This window comes from Myxococcus sp. RHSTA-1-4, assembly GCF_020037125.1.
GTDB lineage: Bacteria > Myxococcota > Myxococcia > Myxococcales > Myxococcaceae > Myxococcus.
Map to the genome: position 1 here is coordinate 76,681 of NZ_JAIQDG010000021.1, position 16,902 is coordinate 93,582.

At 70.4% G+C, this 16,902-nt stretch carries 19 protein-coding genes; 5 read left to right on the forward strand and 14 right to left on the reverse strand.

Going from position 1 to position 16,902, the window contains the following annotated elements; translation table 11 throughout:
• The 9 genes from nrdR to plsX form a co-directional block, all read right to left on the reverse strand.
• Nucleotides 1-504, reverse strand: a complete 504-nt coding sequence (gene nrdR / locus K8638_RS26705) for a transcriptional regulator NrdR (protein ID WP_223757459.1) — start codon at nt 502-504, stop codon at nt 1-3.
• 30 nt (nt 505-534) lie between these two features.
• Nucleotides 535-1,791, reverse strand: coding sequence for a serine hydroxymethyltransferase (glyA, locus tag K8638_RS26710; protein ID WP_223757460.1), 1,257 nt, complete (start codon nt 1,789-1,791; stop codon nt 535-537).
• Between the two features lie 39 nt (nt 1,792-1,830).
• Nucleotides 1,831-2,274, reverse strand: a complete 444-nt coding sequence (gene rpiB, locus K8638_RS26715; protein WP_223757461.1) for a ribose 5-phosphate isomerase B — start codon at nt 2,272-2,274, stop codon at nt 1,831-1,833.
• Nucleotides 2,275-2,311: 37 nt separating this feature from the next.
• Nucleotides 2,312-3,565, reverse strand: coding sequence for a beta-ketoacyl-ACP synthase II (gene fabF / locus K8638_RS26720; RefSeq protein WP_223757462.1), 1,254 nt, complete (start codon nt 3,563-3,565; stop codon nt 2,312-2,314).
• A gap of 87 nt (nt 3,566-3,652) precedes the next feature.
• On the reverse strand, nt 3,653-3,895 hold the full coding sequence (gene acpP, locus K8638_RS26725; protein ID WP_223757463.1) for an acyl carrier protein: 243 nt from the start codon (nt 3,893-3,895) through the stop codon (nt 3,653-3,655).
• A gap of 105 nt (nt 3,896-4,000) precedes the next feature.
• Nucleotides 4,001-4,750: a 3-oxoacyl-[acyl-carrier-protein] reductase gene (gene fabG, locus K8638_RS26730; protein WP_223757464.1), complete on the reverse strand. Its 750-nt coding sequence runs from the start codon at nt 4,748-4,750 to the stop codon at nt 4,001-4,003.
• Nucleotides 4,751-4,755: 5 nt separating this feature from the next.
• On the reverse strand, nt 4,756-5,688 hold the full coding sequence (gene fabD / locus K8638_RS26735) for an ACP S-malonyltransferase (protein WP_223757465.1): 933 nt from the start codon (nt 5,686-5,688) through the stop codon (nt 4,756-4,758).
• A gap of 39 nt (nt 5,689-5,727) precedes the next feature.
• On the reverse strand, nt 5,728-6,717 hold the full coding sequence (locus tag K8638_RS26740; protein WP_223757466.1) for a beta-ketoacyl-ACP synthase III: 990 nt from the start codon (nt 6,715-6,717) through the stop codon (nt 5,728-5,730).
• Between the two features lie 56 nt (nt 6,718-6,773).
• On the reverse strand, nt 6,774-7,835 hold the full coding sequence (gene plsX / locus K8638_RS26745) for a phosphate acyltransferase PlsX (protein WP_223757467.1): 1,062 nt from the start codon (nt 7,833-7,835) through the stop codon (nt 6,774-6,776).
• A 485-nt stretch (nt 7,836-8,320) separates the two neighbouring features.
• Here plsX and rpmF point away from each other — a divergent pair, with 485 nt between their 5' ends.
• On the forward strand, nt 8,321-8,509 hold the full coding sequence (gene rpmF, locus K8638_RS26750) for a 50S ribosomal protein L32 (protein ID WP_223757468.1): 189 nt from the start codon (nt 8,321-8,323) through the stop codon (nt 8,507-8,509).
• A 111-nt stretch (nt 8,510-8,620) separates the two neighbouring features.
• Here rpmF and K8638_RS26755 read toward each other — a convergent pair whose 3' ends face one another.
• A complete protein-coding gene (locus K8638_RS26755; protein ID WP_223757469.1) occupies nt 8,621-9,223 on the reverse strand; it encodes a DUF177 domain-containing protein in 603 nt (200 codons plus the stop codon).
• A gap of 239 nt (nt 9,224-9,462) precedes the next feature.
• Here K8638_RS26755 and K8638_RS26760 point away from each other — a divergent pair, with 239 nt between their 5' ends.
• The 4 genes from K8638_RS26760 to K8638_RS26775 all read left to right on the forward strand — a co-directional run bounded on the left by K8638_RS26760 (nt 9,463) and on the right by K8638_RS26775 (nt 13,088).
• A complete protein-coding gene (locus tag K8638_RS26760; RefSeq protein WP_223757470.1) occupies nt 9,463-10,146 on the forward strand; it encodes a response regulator in 684 nt (227 codons plus the stop codon).
• Between the two features lie 9 nt (nt 10,147-10,155).
• Entirely contained in the window at nt 10,156-11,517 is a 1,362-nt protein-coding gene (locus tag K8638_RS26765; protein WP_223757471.1) for a cell wall metabolism sensor histidine kinase WalK, read from the forward strand.
• A gap of 12 nt (nt 11,518-11,529) precedes the next feature.
• Nucleotides 11,530-12,504 carry a metallophosphoesterase gene (locus tag K8638_RS26770; RefSeq protein WP_223757472.1) on the forward strand — a complete coding sequence of 325 codons (975 nt, stop codon included), beginning with the start codon at nt 11,530-11,532 and terminating at the stop codon, nt 12,502-12,504.
• A gap of 86 nt (nt 12,505-12,590) precedes the next feature.
• Complete coding sequence (locus K8638_RS26775) at nt 12,591-13,088, forward strand: histidine phosphatase family protein (RefSeq protein ID WP_223757473.1); 498 nt, start codon at nt 12,591-12,593, stop codon at nt 13,086-13,088.
• 15 nt (nt 13,089-13,103) lie between these two features.
• Here the strand turns inward: K8638_RS26775 and K8638_RS26780 are convergent, their stop codons facing one another.
• The 4 genes from K8638_RS26780 to K8638_RS26795 form a co-directional block, all read right to left on the reverse strand.
• Nucleotides 13,104-13,562, reverse strand: a complete 459-nt coding sequence (locus K8638_RS26780) for a DUF1634 domain-containing protein (RefSeq protein ID WP_223757474.1) — start codon at nt 13,560-13,562, stop codon at nt 13,104-13,106.
• The gene (locus K8638_RS26785) at nt 13,559-14,401 is read right to left on the reverse strand and encodes a sulfite exporter TauE/SafE family protein (RefSeq protein ID WP_223757475.1); all 843 of its coding nucleotides are present in this window, start codon (nt 14,399-14,401) and stop codon (nt 13,559-13,561) included. The genes K8638_RS26780 and K8638_RS26785 overlap by 4 nt, the downstream gene beginning before the upstream one ends.
• 97 nt (nt 14,402-14,498) lie before the next feature.
• Entirely contained in the window at nt 14,499-15,245 is a 747-nt protein-coding gene (locus K8638_RS26790; protein WP_223757476.1) for a carbonic anhydrase, read from the reverse strand.
• A complete protein-coding gene (locus K8638_RS26795; protein WP_223757477.1) occupies nt 15,242-16,789 on the reverse strand; it encodes a SulP family inorganic anion transporter in 1,548 nt (515 codons plus the stop codon). The genes K8638_RS26790 and K8638_RS26795 overlap by 4 nt, the downstream gene beginning before the upstream one ends.
• Nucleotides 16,790-16,902 lie beyond the last annotated feature (113 nt).

Consider the following 16,902-nt stretch of genomic DNA (forward strand, 5'->3'; position numbering starts at 1 on the left):
TCAGCCGTCCTTGCCCGGCGAAGCCGGAGGCTTCGCCCTGCGCTCCCGCTCCTCGGCTTCCAGCAAATCCTTCAGCTCGTGCATGAACTCCGAGATGTCGCGGAAGCTCCTGTACACCGAGGCGAAGCGAACATACGCCACCTCGTCGAGCTGCTGCAGGCGGCGCATGACCTCCTCGCCGATGACGGACGAGGGCACTTCCTTCTCGCCCATCCCCTGCAGCCGCCGCTCAATCGCCACCACCGTCTCTTCAATCTGGTCCGCGGAGACGGGCCGCTTCTCGCACGCCTTCTTCAGGCCGCTGACAATCTTCTCGCGGTCGAACGCCTCGCGCCGCCCGTCCTTCTTCACGATGAGCGGGTAGAGCTCCTCCACCCGCTCATACGTGGTGAAGCGCCGCTTGCAGGCCAGGCACTCGCGGCGCCGCCGGATGACGGAGCCCTCGTGTGACTCGCGCGAGTCGATGACCTTGTTCTCGGCGTCCTGGCAGAAGGGGCAGCGCATGAAGAGGCGGAGAAAGGCGCTCCGTGACGGCTACTTCAGCCGCGAGGCGTACAGCGGGAAGCCCTGCGACAGCTCCTTCACCTTGCCCTTGATGCGGGCCAGGGCCGCGTCGTCCTGCGCCGCGTCCAGCGCCTCGCCGATGAGCCGCCCCACCACCGCCATCTCCGCCTCGCGCATGCCGCGCGTCGTCATCGCCGGCGTGCCCACCCGGACGCCGGACGTCACCATCGGCTTCTCCGGGTCGAACGGAATCATGTTCTTGTTCACGGTGATGCCGGCCTTGCCGAGCACCTCCTCGGCCACCTTGCCGGTGAGCTTCTTGGGCCGCAGGTCCACCAGCATCAGGTGGTTGTCCGTGCCGCCCGAGCACAGCCGCAGGCCCGCGCCCTTCAGCGCCTCCGCCAGCGCCTGCGCGTTGGCGACAATCTGCCGCTGGTACGCCTTGAACTCCGGCGACAGCGCCTCCTTGAAGGCCACCGCCTTGCCGGCGATGACGTGCATCAGCGGGCCGCCCTGGATGCCGGGGAAGATCTGGCTGTTGATGCTCTTCGCGAACGCCTCGCGGCACAGCACCATGCCGCCACGCGGGCCGCGCAGCGTCTTGTGCGTGGTGGTGGTGACGACTTCCGCGTAGGGCACCGGGGACGGGTGCACGCCCGCGGCCACCAGGCCGGCGATGTGCGCCATGTCCACCAGCATCGCCGCGCCCACCGCGTCGGCAATCTCACGGAACTTCGCGAAGTCGAGCGTGCGCGGGTACGCGCTGGCGCCCACGACGATGACCTTGGGCTTGTGCTCCTTGGCCAGCGCCTCCACCTGGGCGAAGTCGATGGTCTCCGTGTCGCGCGTCAGGCCGTAGTGGACGACCTTGTAGAGCTTGCCGGAGAAGTTGAAGGCCGCGCCGTGCGTGAGGTGGCCGCCGGAGTTCAAGTCCAGCGACAGCATGGTGTCGCCCGGCTTCATCAGCGCCATGAAGGCGCCCATGTTGGCCTGGCTGCCGGAGTGCGGCTGCACGTTGGCCGCGTCCGCGCCGAAGAGCTCCTTCGCGCGCTGGATGGCGAGGTTCTCCGCGACGTCCACCACCTCGCAGCCACCGTAGTAGCGCTTGCCGGGGTAGCCCTCCGCGTACTTGTTGGTGAGCACCGAGCCCACCGCCTCCATCACCGCCGGAGAGACGAAGTTCTCGGAGGCGATGAGCTCCAGCCCCTCCTCCTGGCGCTGCGTCTCCTCGTGGATGGCCCGGGCAATCTCGGGGTCCACGTCGGACAGCGTGCGGGTGTTCTCCATGGCTGACTCCCTCGCGACAAAACGGGTACGGCGGGGCCGCTAGCCCTGGGACTCGGCCTCGCGGATCTTCTGGACGCGCCGCTCATGGCGGCCGCCCTCGAAGGGGGTGCTGAGGAACGCCTCGAGGATGGCGCGGCCCACGCCGGCCCCCACCACGCGCTGGCCCAGGCACAGCACGTTGGCGTCGTTGTGAGCGCGGGCCATACGGGCCTCGAACTCGGTGGTGCACAGGGCCGCGCGCACGCCCCGGTGCTTGTTGGCGACGATGCTCATGCCAATGCCGGTGCCACACACCAGCACGCCCAGTGTGTACTCCCCGGACGCCACCGCGCGGGACACCCGCGAGGCGAAGTCCGGATAGTCCACCGAGTCGCGCGTGACGGGGCCCACGTCTTCATGGGCCACGCCACGCTCCTTCAGCGCGGCCACCAGTTCCTGGCGAAGCTCCAGGCCCGCGTGGTCGGACGCAAGGATGATCTTCACGCGGGTCTCCTCAGATGGAGCGGCCAGGCCCCTGGGCCTAGAACCGCTTGAACAGCAGCACCGCGTTGGTGCCGCCGAAGCCGAACGAGTTGCTCATCACCGCGTTCACCCGGGCCTCGCGCGCCACGTTCGGCACGTAGTCCAGGTCACAGTCCGGGTCCGGCGTCTGCTGGTTGATGGTGGGCGGCAGCATGTTGCGCGACAGCACCAGCGCGCTCACCACGGCCTCCGCGCCACCGGCCGCGCCGAGCATGTGGCCCGTCATGGACTTGGTGGACGACACCGCCAGCTTGCGCGCGTGGTCGCCGAACACCGCCTTGATGGCCTTGGTCTCGTTCGCGTCGTTGAACGGGGTGGAGGTGCCGTGGGCGTTGATGTAGCCCACCTCCTCCGGCTTCATCCCCGCGGACTGGAGCGCCAGCCGCATGCAGCGCGCCGCGCCCTCGCCCTCCGGGGCCGGCTGGGTGACGTGGTACGCGTCCGAGTTGGCGCCGTAGCCCACCAGCTCCGCGAGAATCGGAGCGCCGCGCTTCTTCGCGGCCTCCATCTCCTCCAGCACCAGCATGCCCGCGCCCTCGCCCATGACGAAGCCGTCACGGTCCTTGTCGAAGGGACGGCTGGCGCCGGCCGGGTCGTCGTTGCGCGTGGACAGCGCCTTCATCACCGAGAAGCCACCCAGCCCCAGCGGGGTGATGGCCGCCTCGGCGCCGCCGGCGATGGCCGCGTCCGTTTCGCCCAGCTTGATGGACTTATAAGCCTCGCCAATGGCGTGGGCGCTGGTGGCACAGGCGGACACAGGGGCCCAGTTGGGGCCCTTGCAGTTGTACCGCATGGAGATGAGGCCGGGCGCCATGTTGACGATCATCTGGATGATGAAGAAGGGCGACAGCCGGTCGAACCCCTTCTCCAGGCCCTTGCGGTGCTGCTCCTCGAGCGAGGAGATACCGCCGATACCCGAGCCGACGATGACACCCACCTTCTCCGGCGCGTAGCCGTGAGGCACCTCCGGGCCGATGGGCAGCCCCGACTCCTTGACCGCCATCTCCGCGGCGGCCAGGGCGTACTGGGCGTAAAGGTCCATCCGGCGCACTTCGCGCTTGTCGATGAACTGCTCCGGCACGAAGTCCTTCACCTCGCCAGCGATGCGCGCGTCGATCTTCCCCGGGTCGAAGCGCGAGACCAGGGCAATACCCGACTTGCCGGCGAGCATCGCCTGCCAGTTCTTCTCGGTTCCAGTGCCCAGTGCCGAGATGAGCCCGGTACCGGTGACGACGACTCGACGGTTCGACACGATCCTCTCCGCTGGCGCCTTGAGGCACACCGGGGACGCCACGTTTCACGCGGCGTCTCCCCGCACCCCGGCACGCCCTGGTGCTGCCTACTTCTTGTGGGTGTTGATGTAGTTGATGGCGTCGCCGACGGTCTTGATGTTCTCGGCCTCCTCGTCGGGAATCTCGACCTCGAACTCCTCCTCCATCGCCATCACGAGCTCCACGATGTCGAGGCTGTCCGCGCCAAGGTCCTCGATGAAGGAGGACTCGGGCTTGATCTCGTCCTCTCCCACCCCGAGCTGGTCGGCGATGATGGACTTGACCTTGTTCTCAATGGCTGACGTCGACATAAGTGCGGAACCCTCCAGAAACCAGATTGGGACCCGGAGGCTTCCCGGGTCCTATTCGAAAGCGGGCGCGGTATATCCCACGCCCGGCGGCAATCCAACCTTGGGTTACATGTACATGCCGCCGTTGACCTTCAGGGACTCCCCGGTGATGTAGGACGCCGCGTCACTGGCCAGGAAGACGACGGCCCCCGCCACCTCCTCCGGGTTGCCGAGCCGGCCCAGGGGGATGCCCTCCAGCATCTTCTGGCGCAGCTCGTCATTGAGGTGGGAGGTCATGTCCGTCCCGATGAAGCCGGGCGACACGACGTTGACCCGGATGTTCCGGCTGGCCAGCTCCCGGGCCACGGACTTGGTCAGGCCGATGAGCCCCGCCTTGGAGGCCGAATAGGCCGCCTGTCCGCCGTTGCCCATCTCCCCCACCACGGAGCTGATGTTGATGATGGCCCCGCCCCGCTGCTTCATCATCGGCCGGCTGGCCGCGCGGATGAGGGCGAAGGCGCCCTTCAGGTTGGTGTCGAGCTGCTTGTCCCAGTCCTCGTCCTTCACCCGCATGACCAGGCCGTCCACGGCCACGCCGGCGTTGTTGACCAGCACGTCCAGCCGGCCATGCGTCTTGACGATGCCGTCGATGGCACTGGCGCACGCGGCGGTGTCCGCCACGTCGAACTTCACCGCCTCCGCCTTCGCGCCGGCCGCCTGGAGCAGGCCCACCGTCTCCTGGGCCGCAGCCTCGTTGCCCGCGTAGCTGATGACCACGGTGGACGCGCCCGCCTTCGCGAACGCCAGCGCGCACGCCCGGCCAATGCCGCGCGAGCCACCGGTCACCAGCACCACCTTGTCCTTGAAGCCGCTCATGCCGCTCACCCCAGCGCCGCGAGGACCTTCTCCAGGCTCGCGGCGTCCTCCACGTTGAACGTCTCGATGTCCTTGGTGATGCGCTTCATCATGCCGCACAGCACCTTGCCCGGCCCCAGCTCCACCACGCGGGTGACGCCCCCGGCCTTCAGCGCTTCCACGCATTCAATCCAGCGCACCGGCGAGCTGACCTGCTCCAGGAGCAGCGGTACCACGCGCGAGGCGTCCGCGTTGGGGCGAGCCTCCACGTTCGTCACCACCGGCACCTGGGGCGCGTGGATCTGCACACGACTCAACACTTCCGCCAGCCGCGGCTTCACCGGGTCCATCAGCCCGCAGTGGAAGGGGGCGGACACCGCCAGGGGCATGACCTTCTTGGCCCCGGCCTCCTTGCACTTCACCCCGGCGCGCTCCACCGCCTCGGCGTGGCCGGCGATGACCGTCTGCTCCGGCGAGTTGTAGTTGGCGGGGGCCACCACCTGCCCCTCGGCCGCCGCGTCACAGGCGGCCTTCACCTTCTCGGGGGCCAGGCCCAGCACCGCGGCCATGGCGCCCACACCCGCGGGCACCGCCTCCTGCATGAAGGTGCCGCGCGCCCGCACCGCCCGGGCCGCGTCGCGGACGTCCATGGCGCCCGCGGCCACCAGCGCGGAGTACTCACCCAGCGAGTGCCCGGCCACGAAGACCGGCGCCGGCCCGCGCTTCGAGAAGACGGCATGCGCCGCCGCCGACACGGTGAGGATGGCCGGCTGGGTGTTGGCCGTCAGCTTCAGCGCATCCTCCGGCCCCTCGAAGCAGAGGGTGGAGAGCTTCTCCCCCAGCGCCTCGTCCACGGCCTCGAAGACGGCCCGGGCCTCGGGGAACTTCTCGTAGAGGTCCTTGCCCATCCCCACGGCCTGACTGCCCTGCCCGGGGAACACGAACGCGACCTTCGCCATGTGCGGTCTCCGCCTCCTGAATCCTTGAGTCCTGTTGCCCTACCAGCGCACCACCGCGCTGCCCCACGTCATGCCCGCGCCGATGGCCATCATCGCGATGACGTCTCCGCGCTTCAGCCTTCCGGCGCGGTGCGCCTCGTCCAGCGTCATGGGCAGCGACGCCGACGACGTGTTGCCGTACTTGTGCAGGTTCAGCCAGCACTTGTCTCGGGGAATCTCCAGCCGCTCCAGCGCGGCCTCCAGGATGCGGGCGTTGGCCTGGTGGGCGATGACGTGGTCCACCTGCCCCGGCGTCAGCCCGTGGGCGGCCAGCGCCTCCTGGGTGGCCTCCACCAGCGAGCGCACCGCGACCCGGAAGACCTCGCGCCCGTTCATGTGCAGCGTGTTCAGCTTCGAGCGCACCGCCTCCTCCGTCATGGGCGTGCGCGAGCCGCCGCCGGGGATGGTGAGCAGCTCCGCCAGCGTCCCGTCCGTGTGCAGGTGCGTGGAGAGGATGCCCCGCCCGTCGTCCGGCGTGGGCGACGGCGACAGCACCATGGCCCCCGCCCCGTCACCGAAGAGGACGCAGGTGTTGCGGTCCTCCCAGTCCACCACCCGGCTGAGCATCTCCGCGCCGATGACGAGCGCCCGCCGCACCCGCCCGGAGCGCACGAACTGGTCCGCCACGCTCATGGCGTAGAGCGAGCCGGCGCACGCCGCGCCCACGTCGAAGGCGAAGGCCCGCCGCGCGCCCAGCTTCGCCTGCACGAAGGCCGCGCACGAAGGCATGGGCATGTCCGGCGTAATCGTCCCCACGACGATGAGCTCCAGTTCTTCAGGGGCCACGCCCGCCATGTCCAGCGCGCGCCGCGCGGCCTGGACGGCCATGTCGCTGGTGACTTCTTCCGGCGCCGCCTGCCGCCGCTCCTGGATGCCGGTGCGCTCGCGAATCCAGGCATCCGATGTCTCGACGCGATGCTCCAGCTCCTGGTTGGTGATGACCCGGGAGGGGGCGTAGGCGCCGGTTCCGATGATCTGCGTACATGCCACGAGGGTTCTCCAGAGGGAGATTCGTCCGTCGGAACCCAACGCCTGGGGCCGCCTCTCTAATCGGAAACGACCTCGTCTGTCGCCTTTTTTCCCTTCTGGTGGGTAGGGAGCCAGACACTTGCTCGCTCAATGCAACGCGTCAGCTCTTCCTGGAAGCCGCCCTGCGCCGTGGCCAGGGCGGCGCCCAGCGCGTTGTAGAGGGCCCGAGGGGTGGAGCGGCCATGCGCCACGATGCCGACACCCTGGATGCCCAGCAGGGGGGCGCCGCCGTACTCCGCGTAGTCCACCACCCGGCGCAGTCCCGCCAGCGCGGGCTGGAGCAGCATCGCTCCCAGCTTCTCCGGCAGTCCGCCGCGCTTTTCAATCGCCTGCCGCAGCAGGCCGATGACGCCCATGCCCACGCCCTCGGACGTCTTGAGGACGATGTTGCCCGTGAAGCCGTCGGTGACGACCACCTGCACGTCGCCGGAGAAGAGGTCCTTGCCCTCCACGTAGCCCACGAAGTCCAGGTCCGAGCGGCGCAGCAGCTCGCTCGCCTCGCGGGTGAGGGGCGTGCCCTTCGAGGCCTCCTCTCCATTGGAGAGCACCCCCACCCGGGGCCGGGCCACGCCCAGGCGGGCACGCACGTACGCCTCACCCATGACGGCGAACTGGGCCAGGTGCGAGGGGCGGCAGTCCACGTTGGCCCCAGCGTCCAGTAGCAGACAGCGGCCCCCTCCCTTGAGGGCGGGGAAGAGCGCGGCGATGGCCGGCCGCTCCACCCCCGGCAGCCGCCCCAGCGTCAGCAGCCCACCCGCCATGACGGCCCCGGAGTTGCCCGCGGAGACCAGCGCGTCCGCCTTCCCATCCCGCACCAGCTCGAAGCCCACCCGCAGGGAGGAGTCCCGCTTGCGGCGGAAGGCCGAGGAGGCGTGGTCGTCCATCTCCACCACCTCCGAGGCGTGGTGGACGTGGAGGTTGGACGGCGGCCGGCCGCGCCCCAACAGAGGGGCCACCCGCTCCCGGTCACCCACCAGCAGCACCTGATGGTCGGGGTTCGCCCGGGCGAAGAGCAGCGCGCCCTCCACCGGGGCCGCGGGGGCGTGATCGCCTCCCATCGCATCCAGCACCAGCCTCATCGTGTGTGATGGCGCTCCATAAAGGGGGGCCGGCCGCCCCGAAAGGGGGTGGCACGGCGGCCGCGCAGCACACCAGGAAGCCCCCGGGCGGGCAACGGCTGGCTGCCCTGGCCGGCGTCAGGTCCGTCCAGGAGAGCGCACATCTGCCAGAAGCAGGAGAAATGAGGCCCCCCTCCCGGGCGTTGTCACCCGGCGCCGGGCGGAGGTAGGAGGGCCGTGGGTGGGAGGTTGGAGGTCGGGGCACGGGGAGATCTCCCAGGTGCCGCGCAGGTGCATTGACTCGGGGGCGCCGAGCCGCTAGGGTCCGCCGCCTTCCGAAGCCGGACATGGAGTACGGGAGCCTTCGTGCGACCGCTCCGGCCCGGTGTGGTTCAGAGAGTGTTGCGCAGGACGCCGGGGACCCCGGCACAGCGCTTGAGACATTGGACTCAACCGGTCCGGGCCGGCTTCAAAGCCGCGGGTCGGCGTCGATATAGAGGTGAGCCGTGGGTGTCCCCAAGAAGCGTACTTCCAAGATGCGTCGCGACCGCCGCCGCGCGGGCAACAACAACCTGCGCAGCGCCGTGCAGGTGACCAAGTGCCCCAACTGCAAGGAGCCGGTGATGCCTCACCGCGCCTGCACCGCTTGCGGTCACTACAAGGGCCGCGAGGTGCTGCCCCAGGCCGAGGCCTGACGCCTCGTCAGCACCGGTAGCACCACAAGGGCCGCGCCTCCCTTTCCGGAGGTCGCGGCCCTCGTCGTTTCCGGCCGCCCGCCTTCCGCGCGGCCGGTCTGAAGCCCCGGGCTAGTTGCTGAGCTTGATGTTCTTCAGCGGCGCCAGCCGCGGATCCACGGGCTTCAGCTCGCAGTTGCACTTCGCCTCGTTGCGGTTGATGCCGCACTGCGGGCACAGGCCCTGGCAGTCCTCGCGGCAGACCGCGCTCATCGGCAGCGCCAGCAGGAGCTGCTCGCGCACGATGGGGTCCAGGTCGATGGTCTTCCCGTCGAAGACCTCCTCGTCCGCGTCCTCCATGCTGAACGAGCCGCCGGACTCTCCCTGGACGCGCTCCTTCTTCTCCATGGAGCCCTCGTCGTCGTCCTGGAAGTCCTCCCCCTTGGCGAGCGACTCCGGCACCAGGTTGAGGGTGAAGGACACCGGCAGGTTCAGCTCCACGTTGCCCAGGCAGCGCTTGCACTCGCTGGCCAGGTGCGCGGTGAACTGGCCCTCCAGCAGCACCCCGCCGCTCACCTTGCGCAGCGACGCCTTCAGGGTGGACGGCTTCGTGGCCCGGAACCCGGTGTCCTCACCGGACGCCGCTCCGCCCAGCACGTCACCGAGCAGGCCGAGACCGATGGGCTCGTTGAGCTGCAGCCCGGTCTCCTTGATTTGTTCAATCTTTACGAGCATTTACGCAACTTCCAGTCAAAGGGGCGGGCAACATAGAGGGCGAGCCCTCCAGCGTCAACACGCCGCGGGTCCAACGTCGCCACGAAGATGTCACGCCGCCGTCACCCGCGGCGATGAGCCCTTCGTGGATCCTCCGAATAACGCTTTGATGGGGTCGATTTGATGCACGGGCAGCACTGGGGGGCGCGCGGGCCCCGCGAATACCTCCAAGAAGATTGGCTGGAAACCGAGAGGACCCCATGTCGCGCATCCTGATCATCGAGGACGAGCAGGACCTCGCCGGGCTCGTCGAGTACAACCTCCGGGCCGCGGGCTTCGAAACGGAGACGGCGAACACCGGCGCCGGAGGCCTGGCCAAGGCCCGGGCGCAGCCGCCGGACCTGGTGCTGCTGGACCTGATGCTGCCGGACATCGCGGGTGGCGAGGTGCTGCGCATGCTCAAGCAGGACCCGGAGCTGCGCAAGACGGCCGTCATCATCGTCAGCGCCAAGGGCCAGGAGTCGGACCGCGTCCAGGGCCTGGAGCTGGGCGCGGACGACTACGTGGTGAAGCCCTTCTCCGTCCGCGAGCTCCTGCTGCGCGTCAAGGCGGTGCTGCGCCGCTCCGACGCGGAAGAGGGGCCGGCGGCGGTGCTGTCCGCCGGGGACATCTCCCTGGACACGTCGCGCCACCAGGTGCGCGTGAAGGGCGAGGAGGTGGTGCTCACCGCCCTGGAGTTCCGCCTGCTGCGCACGCTGCTGGAGCGCAGCGACCGCGTGCAGACGCGTGAGGTCCTCCTGTCCGACGTCTGGGGCATCCAGGCGGAGATCCACACCCGCACCGTGGACACGCACATCAAGCGGCTGCGCGAGAAGCTGGGCCCCGCCGGGGACATCATCGAGACGGTGCGCGGCGTGGGCTACAAGCTCAGTCCGCAGCAGTAGGGCCGCCCCATGACGCTGCGCTCGACCCTGCTCCCCCTGCTGATGCCGGCCGCCGTGGTGGCGGTGCTCGTCGCCGTGCTGGACACGCCCGGCGGCGCGCTGGCCGCGGCGCTCGTCACCCTCGCCGGCTCCCTCATGGCCCTGGGCGTCAGCCGTGGTGCCTTGCAGCGTCAGCTCGACACGCTGGCCCGCCATACGCGCGGCCGCGCCGAGGGGGGGCTGGGCACTCCCGCGCCGGACCCGGAGCGGCTGGAGGAGGTGGCCAGCCTCGAGGGGGCCATCGACACGCTCCACTCCCGCCTCTCCGAGCGCAACGCCGTCCTCTCCCAGGAGGCGAGCACCCTCTCCGCCGTGCTGGACGGCATGGCCGAGGGCATCTGGGTGACGGACGCGGAGGGCACCGTGGTGCGCCACAACACCGCGCTCCGGGAGATGCTCCAGCCGGCCGCCGCCGGCATCATCGGCCAGCGCCCCCTGGCCCTCATCCGCGACGACGTCCTCAATGACGCCGTCATGCGCGCCTGCCGCGAGGGCGCCTCCACGCGGCTGGAGCTGACGCTGGAGGGCCTGTTTCCCCGCACGCTCGCCATCCGGGTGACGCCGCTGGGCAGGGATTTGCCCGGCAGCGCCGCCGTCTTCCACGACGTCACCGAGCTGAGGCGGCTGGAGAAGGTGCGCAAGGACTTCGTGGCCAACGTCTCCCACGAGCTGCGGACCCCCATCACCGCCATCCGCGGCTACGCGGAGACGCTCCAGGGCGGCGCCCTGAACGACCCCGTCATGGCGCCGAAGATGGTGGACATCATCCACCGCCAGTCCGAGCGCCTGTCCGAGCTGGTGGAGGACCTGCTGGAGCTGTCCCGCCTGGAGTCTCGCGAGGTGCGCCTGGCGTTCACCGAGGTCCCCCTGGCGGTGGCCGCGGCCCGGGCCGCCGACACGGTGCGTCCCAAGGCGGAGGGCAAGGGCCAGGTCGTTTCACTGCACGTTCCACCGGACCTTCGGGCCCAGGGGGACACACGCGCCGTGGAGCAGGTGCTCCTCAACCTGCTGGACAACGCGGTGAAGTACACGCCGGCCGGTGGGCGGGTGGACGTTTACGGAGCGTACGAGGACGGACGGTGCGTGGTGCGCGTCAAGGACACCGGGCTGGGAATCGAGCCCAAGCACCTTTCCCGGATCTTCGAGCGCTTCTACCGGGTGGACAAGGGGCGCAGCCGCGACATGGGCGGCACCGGGCTGGGCCTGTCCATCGTCAAGCACCTGCTCCAGGCCATGGACGGTGAGGTCAAGGTGGAGAGCCAGCCCAACGTGGGCAGCACCTTCACCATTTTTCTGCCCCAGGCCACTGCGGCGAGGGCGGCGACGGGATAGGATGGGCCGACCATGCGGGTCGCCATCCTCGCGGACATCCACGGCAATCTTCCTGCCTGCGAGGCCGTCCTCGAGGACATCGCGCGTTCCGTGGCGCCCGACTACATCGTCGCCGCGGGAGACCTGGCGCTGCGCGGCGCCCACCCGCGCGAGACGGTGGACCTGCTCTTCGACCGCTGCGACTCGGTGCTGATGGGCAACACCGACTGCTACCTCGCGGGCAACTACCTGGGTGGGGCCTACCGGGAGCGGGACCACTGGAAGACGGAGCTGTTGCGGTGGACGAGAGACCAGCTCGGCGGCGAGCTGCTGACGAAGCTGGGCGCCCTGCCCTTCTCCGTGCGCTACACGCCGCGCAAGGGGCAGGACCTCTTCGTCTGCCACGCCAACCCGCGCAACCTCGAGGAGTCGCTGGACCCCACGCTGGATGACGTGGCGGTGCGCCGCTACTTCAACCACCTGGACGCGGCGGCGTGCGCCTTCGGGCACCTGCACTTCCCCTACCGCCGCCGCGTGGGCCGCATGCTCATCGCCGACGTGGCCAGCGCCGGCATTCCCCGCGACGGCGATTTGCGCCCCGCCTACGGCGTCTTCACCTTCACGCCCAAGGGCTGGCGGGTGCAGATCCGCCGGGTGCGCTACCCGGTGCGCAAGGCCACCCAGGCGCTCACCGCGCGCCGCGTGCCCGGTGGCCCCCTGCTCATCCACAAGCTGGTGGAGGCGCGCTACCGCCACCACACCGCGCTGCTGGAGGCCGCGCGCCGCCACTCCGGCCTGCCCCCGCCGGTGGGGCCCGTGCTGCGCCCGCCGCCCGGCGCCGCCTCCCGCAACAGCCTCGCCGCCCCGCTCGACGGCGGCCGGCCGCCTCCGGACGTGGACACCGACACCGGAAGCATTGACACCGGAAGCCTTCCCGCGGACCTGGAGGGCTCCGTGGCGGACGCCTCCCAGCTGCCGCTGGACTCGATGAACGACCTGGACGGGTAGCGTTGTCCGGGACTCGATGAACGCGTCGCGTTGTCGCCATGGCGTTGCTTGCGCGCGGCCCCGGGCGGTGATTCATCGCCGCCACCATGTCCCCCCGCGAACTGCCGCTGCTGCTCGTCCGCCATGCCGTGGCCGAGGACTCGCACGTCCTGGGTGACGAGGCCCGCGCCCTCACCTCCGAGGGCCGCGCCGCCTTCCGGCACCATGCGCGCAGGCTGGCGCGCCTCACTCCGCTGACGGGCATCGTCACCAGCCCGCTGGTGCGCGCGGTGCAGACCGCGGAGCTGATGGCCGAGGCCTTCGGCCTGTCCAGCGTGGAGGTCCACCCGGCGCTGGTGCCGGGAAGGGGCGCGCACAAGCGCATCCTCAAGCTGGCCCGTCAGCTGGGCCCGGGCCATGCGCTGGTGGGCCACAACCCCTCCCTGGAGCGCGCCGCCCTGCTCGCGCTGCAGGGCGAGGAGCTGCCCGACAAGCTGCGCAAAGGCACGGCCCTGGCGCTGAAGCCCCTGGCGGATGGCGGCTTCACGCTCACGTGGTGGGGCAGCCCGGGCCGCCCCATCCGCCGCCCCGGTGACAGGTGCTGAAAAGCGCGCCCGGCGTCAGCCCTCCGCCGCGCCCAGGAGGAAGGACAGGCAGAGCAGCCCCAGCACCGCGGTGGTGATGGCCACGTAGAGGGTGTCCCGCTGCTGCCGGAAGATGAGCAGCGACAGGGCCACCCGCAGCACCGGCACCGCCATCATCACCAGCAGCCCCACCATGACGAAGGACTGCCCGCGCGCGGCCAGCGCACCGGTGAGCACGTCCCTCAGGCCGTGTGGCACCGGGTGCGGCGCGGTGAGCCGCTGCAGCGCCTCCGACGAGACGAGGTAGTCCGGGTGGCGCAGGTACGTTATCAGCGTGCCCAGCGTCACCAGGGACAGGCTGGCCACCACGCCGTAGCGCAACAGGTCGCTGATGAGCAGCTCCGGGACGAGCGGCACCGCCTCCGCGTCCTCGTGCACCGCCGCCGCGGCGGCCTCCTTCCGTGGCCCGGCCTCCGGCTCCCGCTCCCCGCTCATGACACCCATCCCTTGTGCAGCATCTCCCAGGCCACCCACAGCAGCACGGCCACGAAGAGGCCGCGCAGCCAGGTGCTGTTCACCCGCGCCATCAGGTGGCGCGAGCCCAGCCACGCGCCCAGCGTGACGCCCACGCACACCGGGCCGGCGATGAAGGGGTCTATCTGCCCCCGCGCGAAGTACACGCCCGCGCTGGCCGCCGCCGTCACGCCAATCATGAAGTTGCTGGTGGCGGTGGACACCTTCAGCGGCAGCCGCATGGCCAGGTCCATGGCCGGCACCTTCAGCGCCCCCGAGCCGATGCCCAGCAGCCCGCTCACCGTGCCCGCCACGTACATGAGCCCGAGCCCCGCCACCGGCCGGGTGACGCGGTAGCGCACCTCGCGCCCGGAGGCCTCGTCCCAATAACTGCCGTGCAGCCCCAACCGGTCCGCCAGCGCGTCCGCCGGCACCGGCGCCTCCTCGCGCGCCCCCATCCGCCGCAGCATGGCCAGCGCCGAGTACGCCATGACGGCGCCGAAGACGAAGTACACCCCGCGCCCGCCCACCAGGCCGGACAGGAATGCTCCGCTGAGCGCCCCCGCGGTGGTGGCCAGCTCCAGGAACATGGCCACCCGCATGTTGGCCATCCTGTCCCGCACGTACGCCGCCGCCGCTCCGCTGGAGGTGGCGATGACGGAGATGATGGACGCCCCCACCGCGTAGCGGATGTCCACCTTCAACCACAGCGTGAGCACGGGAATGAGGATGAGGCCGCCGCCGATGCCCAGCAACGAGCCCAGCAGCCCCGCCCCCAGGGAGATGCACAGGACGGCCAGCGTGAAGAGGAAGGGAGTCATCGAAGCGCCGATGCCATCCTTCCTCTCCCTGGCCCTTTTTCCAACAAGAGGACGGCGCCCTTCCGGCGCCGCCCCCTTGCCTGCCCGCTTCCTCCGGTCAGCGCCCGCTGGCCGCGGACAGCCGCAGCGTCCTCGCGGCGCCGCCCTGGAGAGGCTCCTCGTTGTGGGCGTGCGCGCCCCCGCCCAGCTCCCTCAGCAGCGCCTCCCCCACCAGCTCATCCATGGGCACGAAGCGGCCCAGCGCCGGACGCCACGCGTGGACCTGGGCGTGACCGATGTCGAACCACCACGCGTGCAGGCGAACCGTGCCCGCCTCCAGCCGCTCCTTCACCATCGGGTACGTCTTGATGTGCTCGAGCTGCTGCAGGACGTTGATTTGCGAGAGCCGGTCGTACTCGGGCAGCCCCTCACCCACGGGGCTGCCGGCGCGCAGGGTGCGCAGGGCGGCCTGGCCGTGCGCGAGCCAGTGGGAGAGGTTGGGCGTCTCCGGCCCCACGCCTCCGGCCAGCACGGCCTTCATCGCGCCGCAGCTCGAGTGGCCGCAGACGACGATGTCCTCCACCGACAGGTGGTGCAGAGAGAACTCCAGGGCCGCGGGCTCCGACTGGTCTCCCGTGGAGTGGCCGTCCGCGTCCGAGGGCGGCACCATGTTGCCCACGTTGCGGACCACGAACAGGTCGCCCGGGTCCGTCGACACCAGCAGGTTGGGCACCACGCGGCTGTCGGCGCAGCCGACGAAGAGGCAGTCGGGAGACTGCCCATTGGCCAGCTTCGCGAACACGTCGCGGTAGCCCGGACGGGCGTTGAGCTGAAAGTCCAGCAGACCACGGATGAGCTTCCTCACTGCGCACCTCCGGAAACGAGATTGTTGGAAGAGACCTGCGCCGCCAGCGCGGAGCCGGAAGGCTTCCGCGTGCCACTGCGGGTCCAGATGTCCTCGAGCGACTCCATCCACACCGTTCCACCCGTCTTGCGGTGGGTGTCGGCCCAGCTCTCCAGCGCCTCGTGGCCGGAGTGGTCCAGCGTCTCCAGCGCGAGGTCCACGTCCACCTTCGCGCCGGCGGGCACCTGCGCCAGCGCCGCGGACAGCTTGGGGACGCCCACGAAGGTGAGCGCGCCCGACACGTGGACCTGGTACGCCTCGCCCTTCTGGCGCACGTCCACGTGGACGCTGCCCAGGTGCCACAGCAGCCTCAGCATCGCCACCAGCAGGCCCAGGCCGATGCCCGCCAGCAGGTTGATGCCGACGACACCTCCCACCGTGACGAGGTAGACGGCCAGCTCGCCGCGGCGGTGCAGCTCGCGGATGTGGTGCACGTTCACCAGCTTCACGCCGACGACGACCAGCAGGCCCGCCAGCACCGTCAGGGGCACCAGGCCCGCGACGGAGCCCAGCAGCGTGACGAAGAGCAGCAGCCAGACGCCGTGGAGGATGGCCGACACCCGCGTCTTCGCGCCGGCCGCGGTGTTCGCCGCGCTGCGCACGATGACGCCGGTGATGGGCAGCCCGCCGGCGAGACCGGAGACCGTGTTCGCCATGCCCTGCGCGAACAGCTCGCGGTCCAGGTTGGCCCGCGGCCCCGTGTGCATCTTGTCCGTGGCCACCGCGCACAGGAGCGACTCGGCGCTGGCCACCAGCGCCAGTGAGATGACCGCCGCCGCGAACGGCCCCCAGTTGCCCTCCGGCAGGGACGGGAACTGGAAGCTGCTGAAGACGTTCTCCGGCAGGTTCACCCGCGCCACGTCCGCGCCCCACAGCGTCGCCACCACCGTGGCGCCCAGCACGGCCACCAGCGGCCCCGGCACCGCCTTCAGGCGCTTCACCGGAATCACCTGCCACACCACCAGCAGGCCGATGGTCAGCAGGCCCAGCAGGGTCGCCGGACCATGGAGGTCCGCGACCTGCCCCGGCAGCTCACGCAGGTTCTGCCACGCGCTGGACTGGGGAGCGCCCCCCAGCACGATGTGGAGCTGGCCCAGGACGATGAGGATGCCGATGCCCGCCAGCATGCCGTGGATGACGGCGGGAGAGATGGCCAGCGCCGCGCGCGCCACCTTGAGCCCACCGAAGAGCATCTGCAGGAGCCCGGCCGCCGCCACCGCCGCGCATGTCGTGGCCAGCCCGAACTGCTGGATGAAGCCGAACACCATCACCGCCAGCCCGGCCGCCGGCCCGCTCACCTGCAGCGGCGCGCCACCGAACAGGCCCACCACCACGCCACCCACCACGCCGGCAATCAGCCCGGAGATGATGGGCGCGCCCGACGCCAGCGCGATGCCCATGCACAGGGGCAGTGCCACCAGAAAGACCACCAGGGATGAAGGCAGGTCCGTGGCGAGCACCTGCCACGGAGTCATCGCCTTCCCAGGATTCTTCACCTTCTCCATCACACCTCCACGAGAGGGCGCCATGACCTGGCGCACGCTGAGCCCCGGGGGTGAGCAACATGCGTGCCGCGGCGCGTCTCCCTCTGGGGAGGGGGGATGGAGGCTGTGACGGA

Coding starts and splice junctions, on each gene's coding strand:
- nrdR (WP_223757459.1), bottom strand. CDS start 504: ATGCGCTGCCCCTTCTGCCAGGACGCCGAGAACAAGGTCATCGACTCG.
- glyA (WP_223757460.1), bottom strand. CDS start 1,791: ATGGAGAACACCCGCACGCTGTCCGACGTGGACCCCGAGATTGCCCGG.
- acpP (WP_223757463.1), bottom strand. CDS start 3,895: ATGTCGACGTCAGCCATTGAGAACAAGGTCAAGTCCATCATCGCCGAC.
- fabG (WP_223757464.1), bottom strand. CDS start 4,750: ATGAGCGGCTTCAAGGACAAGGTGGTGCTGGTGACCGGTGGCTCGCGC.
- fabD (WP_223757465.1), bottom strand. CDS start 5,688: ATGGCGAAGGTCGCGTTCGTGTTCCCCGGGCAGGGCAGTCAGGCCGTG.
- plsX (WP_223757467.1), bottom strand. CDS start 7,835: ATGAGGCTGGTGCTGGATGCGATGGGAGGCGATCACGCCCCCGCGGCC.
- K8638_RS26755 (WP_223757469.1), bottom strand. CDS start 9,223: ATGCTCGTAAAGATTGAACAAATCAAGGAGACCGGGCTGCAGCTCAAC.
- K8638_RS26760 (WP_223757470.1), top strand. CDS start 9,463: ATGTCGCGCATCCTGATCATCGAGGACGAGCAGGACCTCGCCGGGCTC.
- K8638_RS26765 (WP_223757471.1), top strand. CDS start 10,156: ATGACGCTGCGCTCGACCCTGCTCCCCCTGCTGATGCCGGCCGCCGTG.
- K8638_RS26770 (WP_223757472.1), top strand. CDS start 11,530: ATGCGGGTCGCCATCCTCGCGGACATCCACGGCAATCTTCCTGCCTGC.
- K8638_RS26775 (WP_223757473.1), top strand. CDS start 12,591: ATGTCCCCCCGCGAACTGCCGCTGCTGCTCGTCCGCCATGCCGTGGCC.
- K8638_RS26780 (WP_223757474.1), bottom strand. CDS start 13,562: ATGAGCGGGGAGCGGGAGCCGGAGGCCGGGCCACGGAAGGAGGCCGCC.
- K8638_RS26785 (WP_223757475.1), bottom strand. CDS start 14,401: ATGACTCCCTTCCTCTTCACGCTGGCCGTCCTGTGCATCTCCCTGGGG.
- K8638_RS26795 (WP_223757477.1), bottom strand. CDS start 16,789: ATGGAGAAGGTGAAGAATCCTGGGAAGGCGATGACTCCGTGGCAGGTG.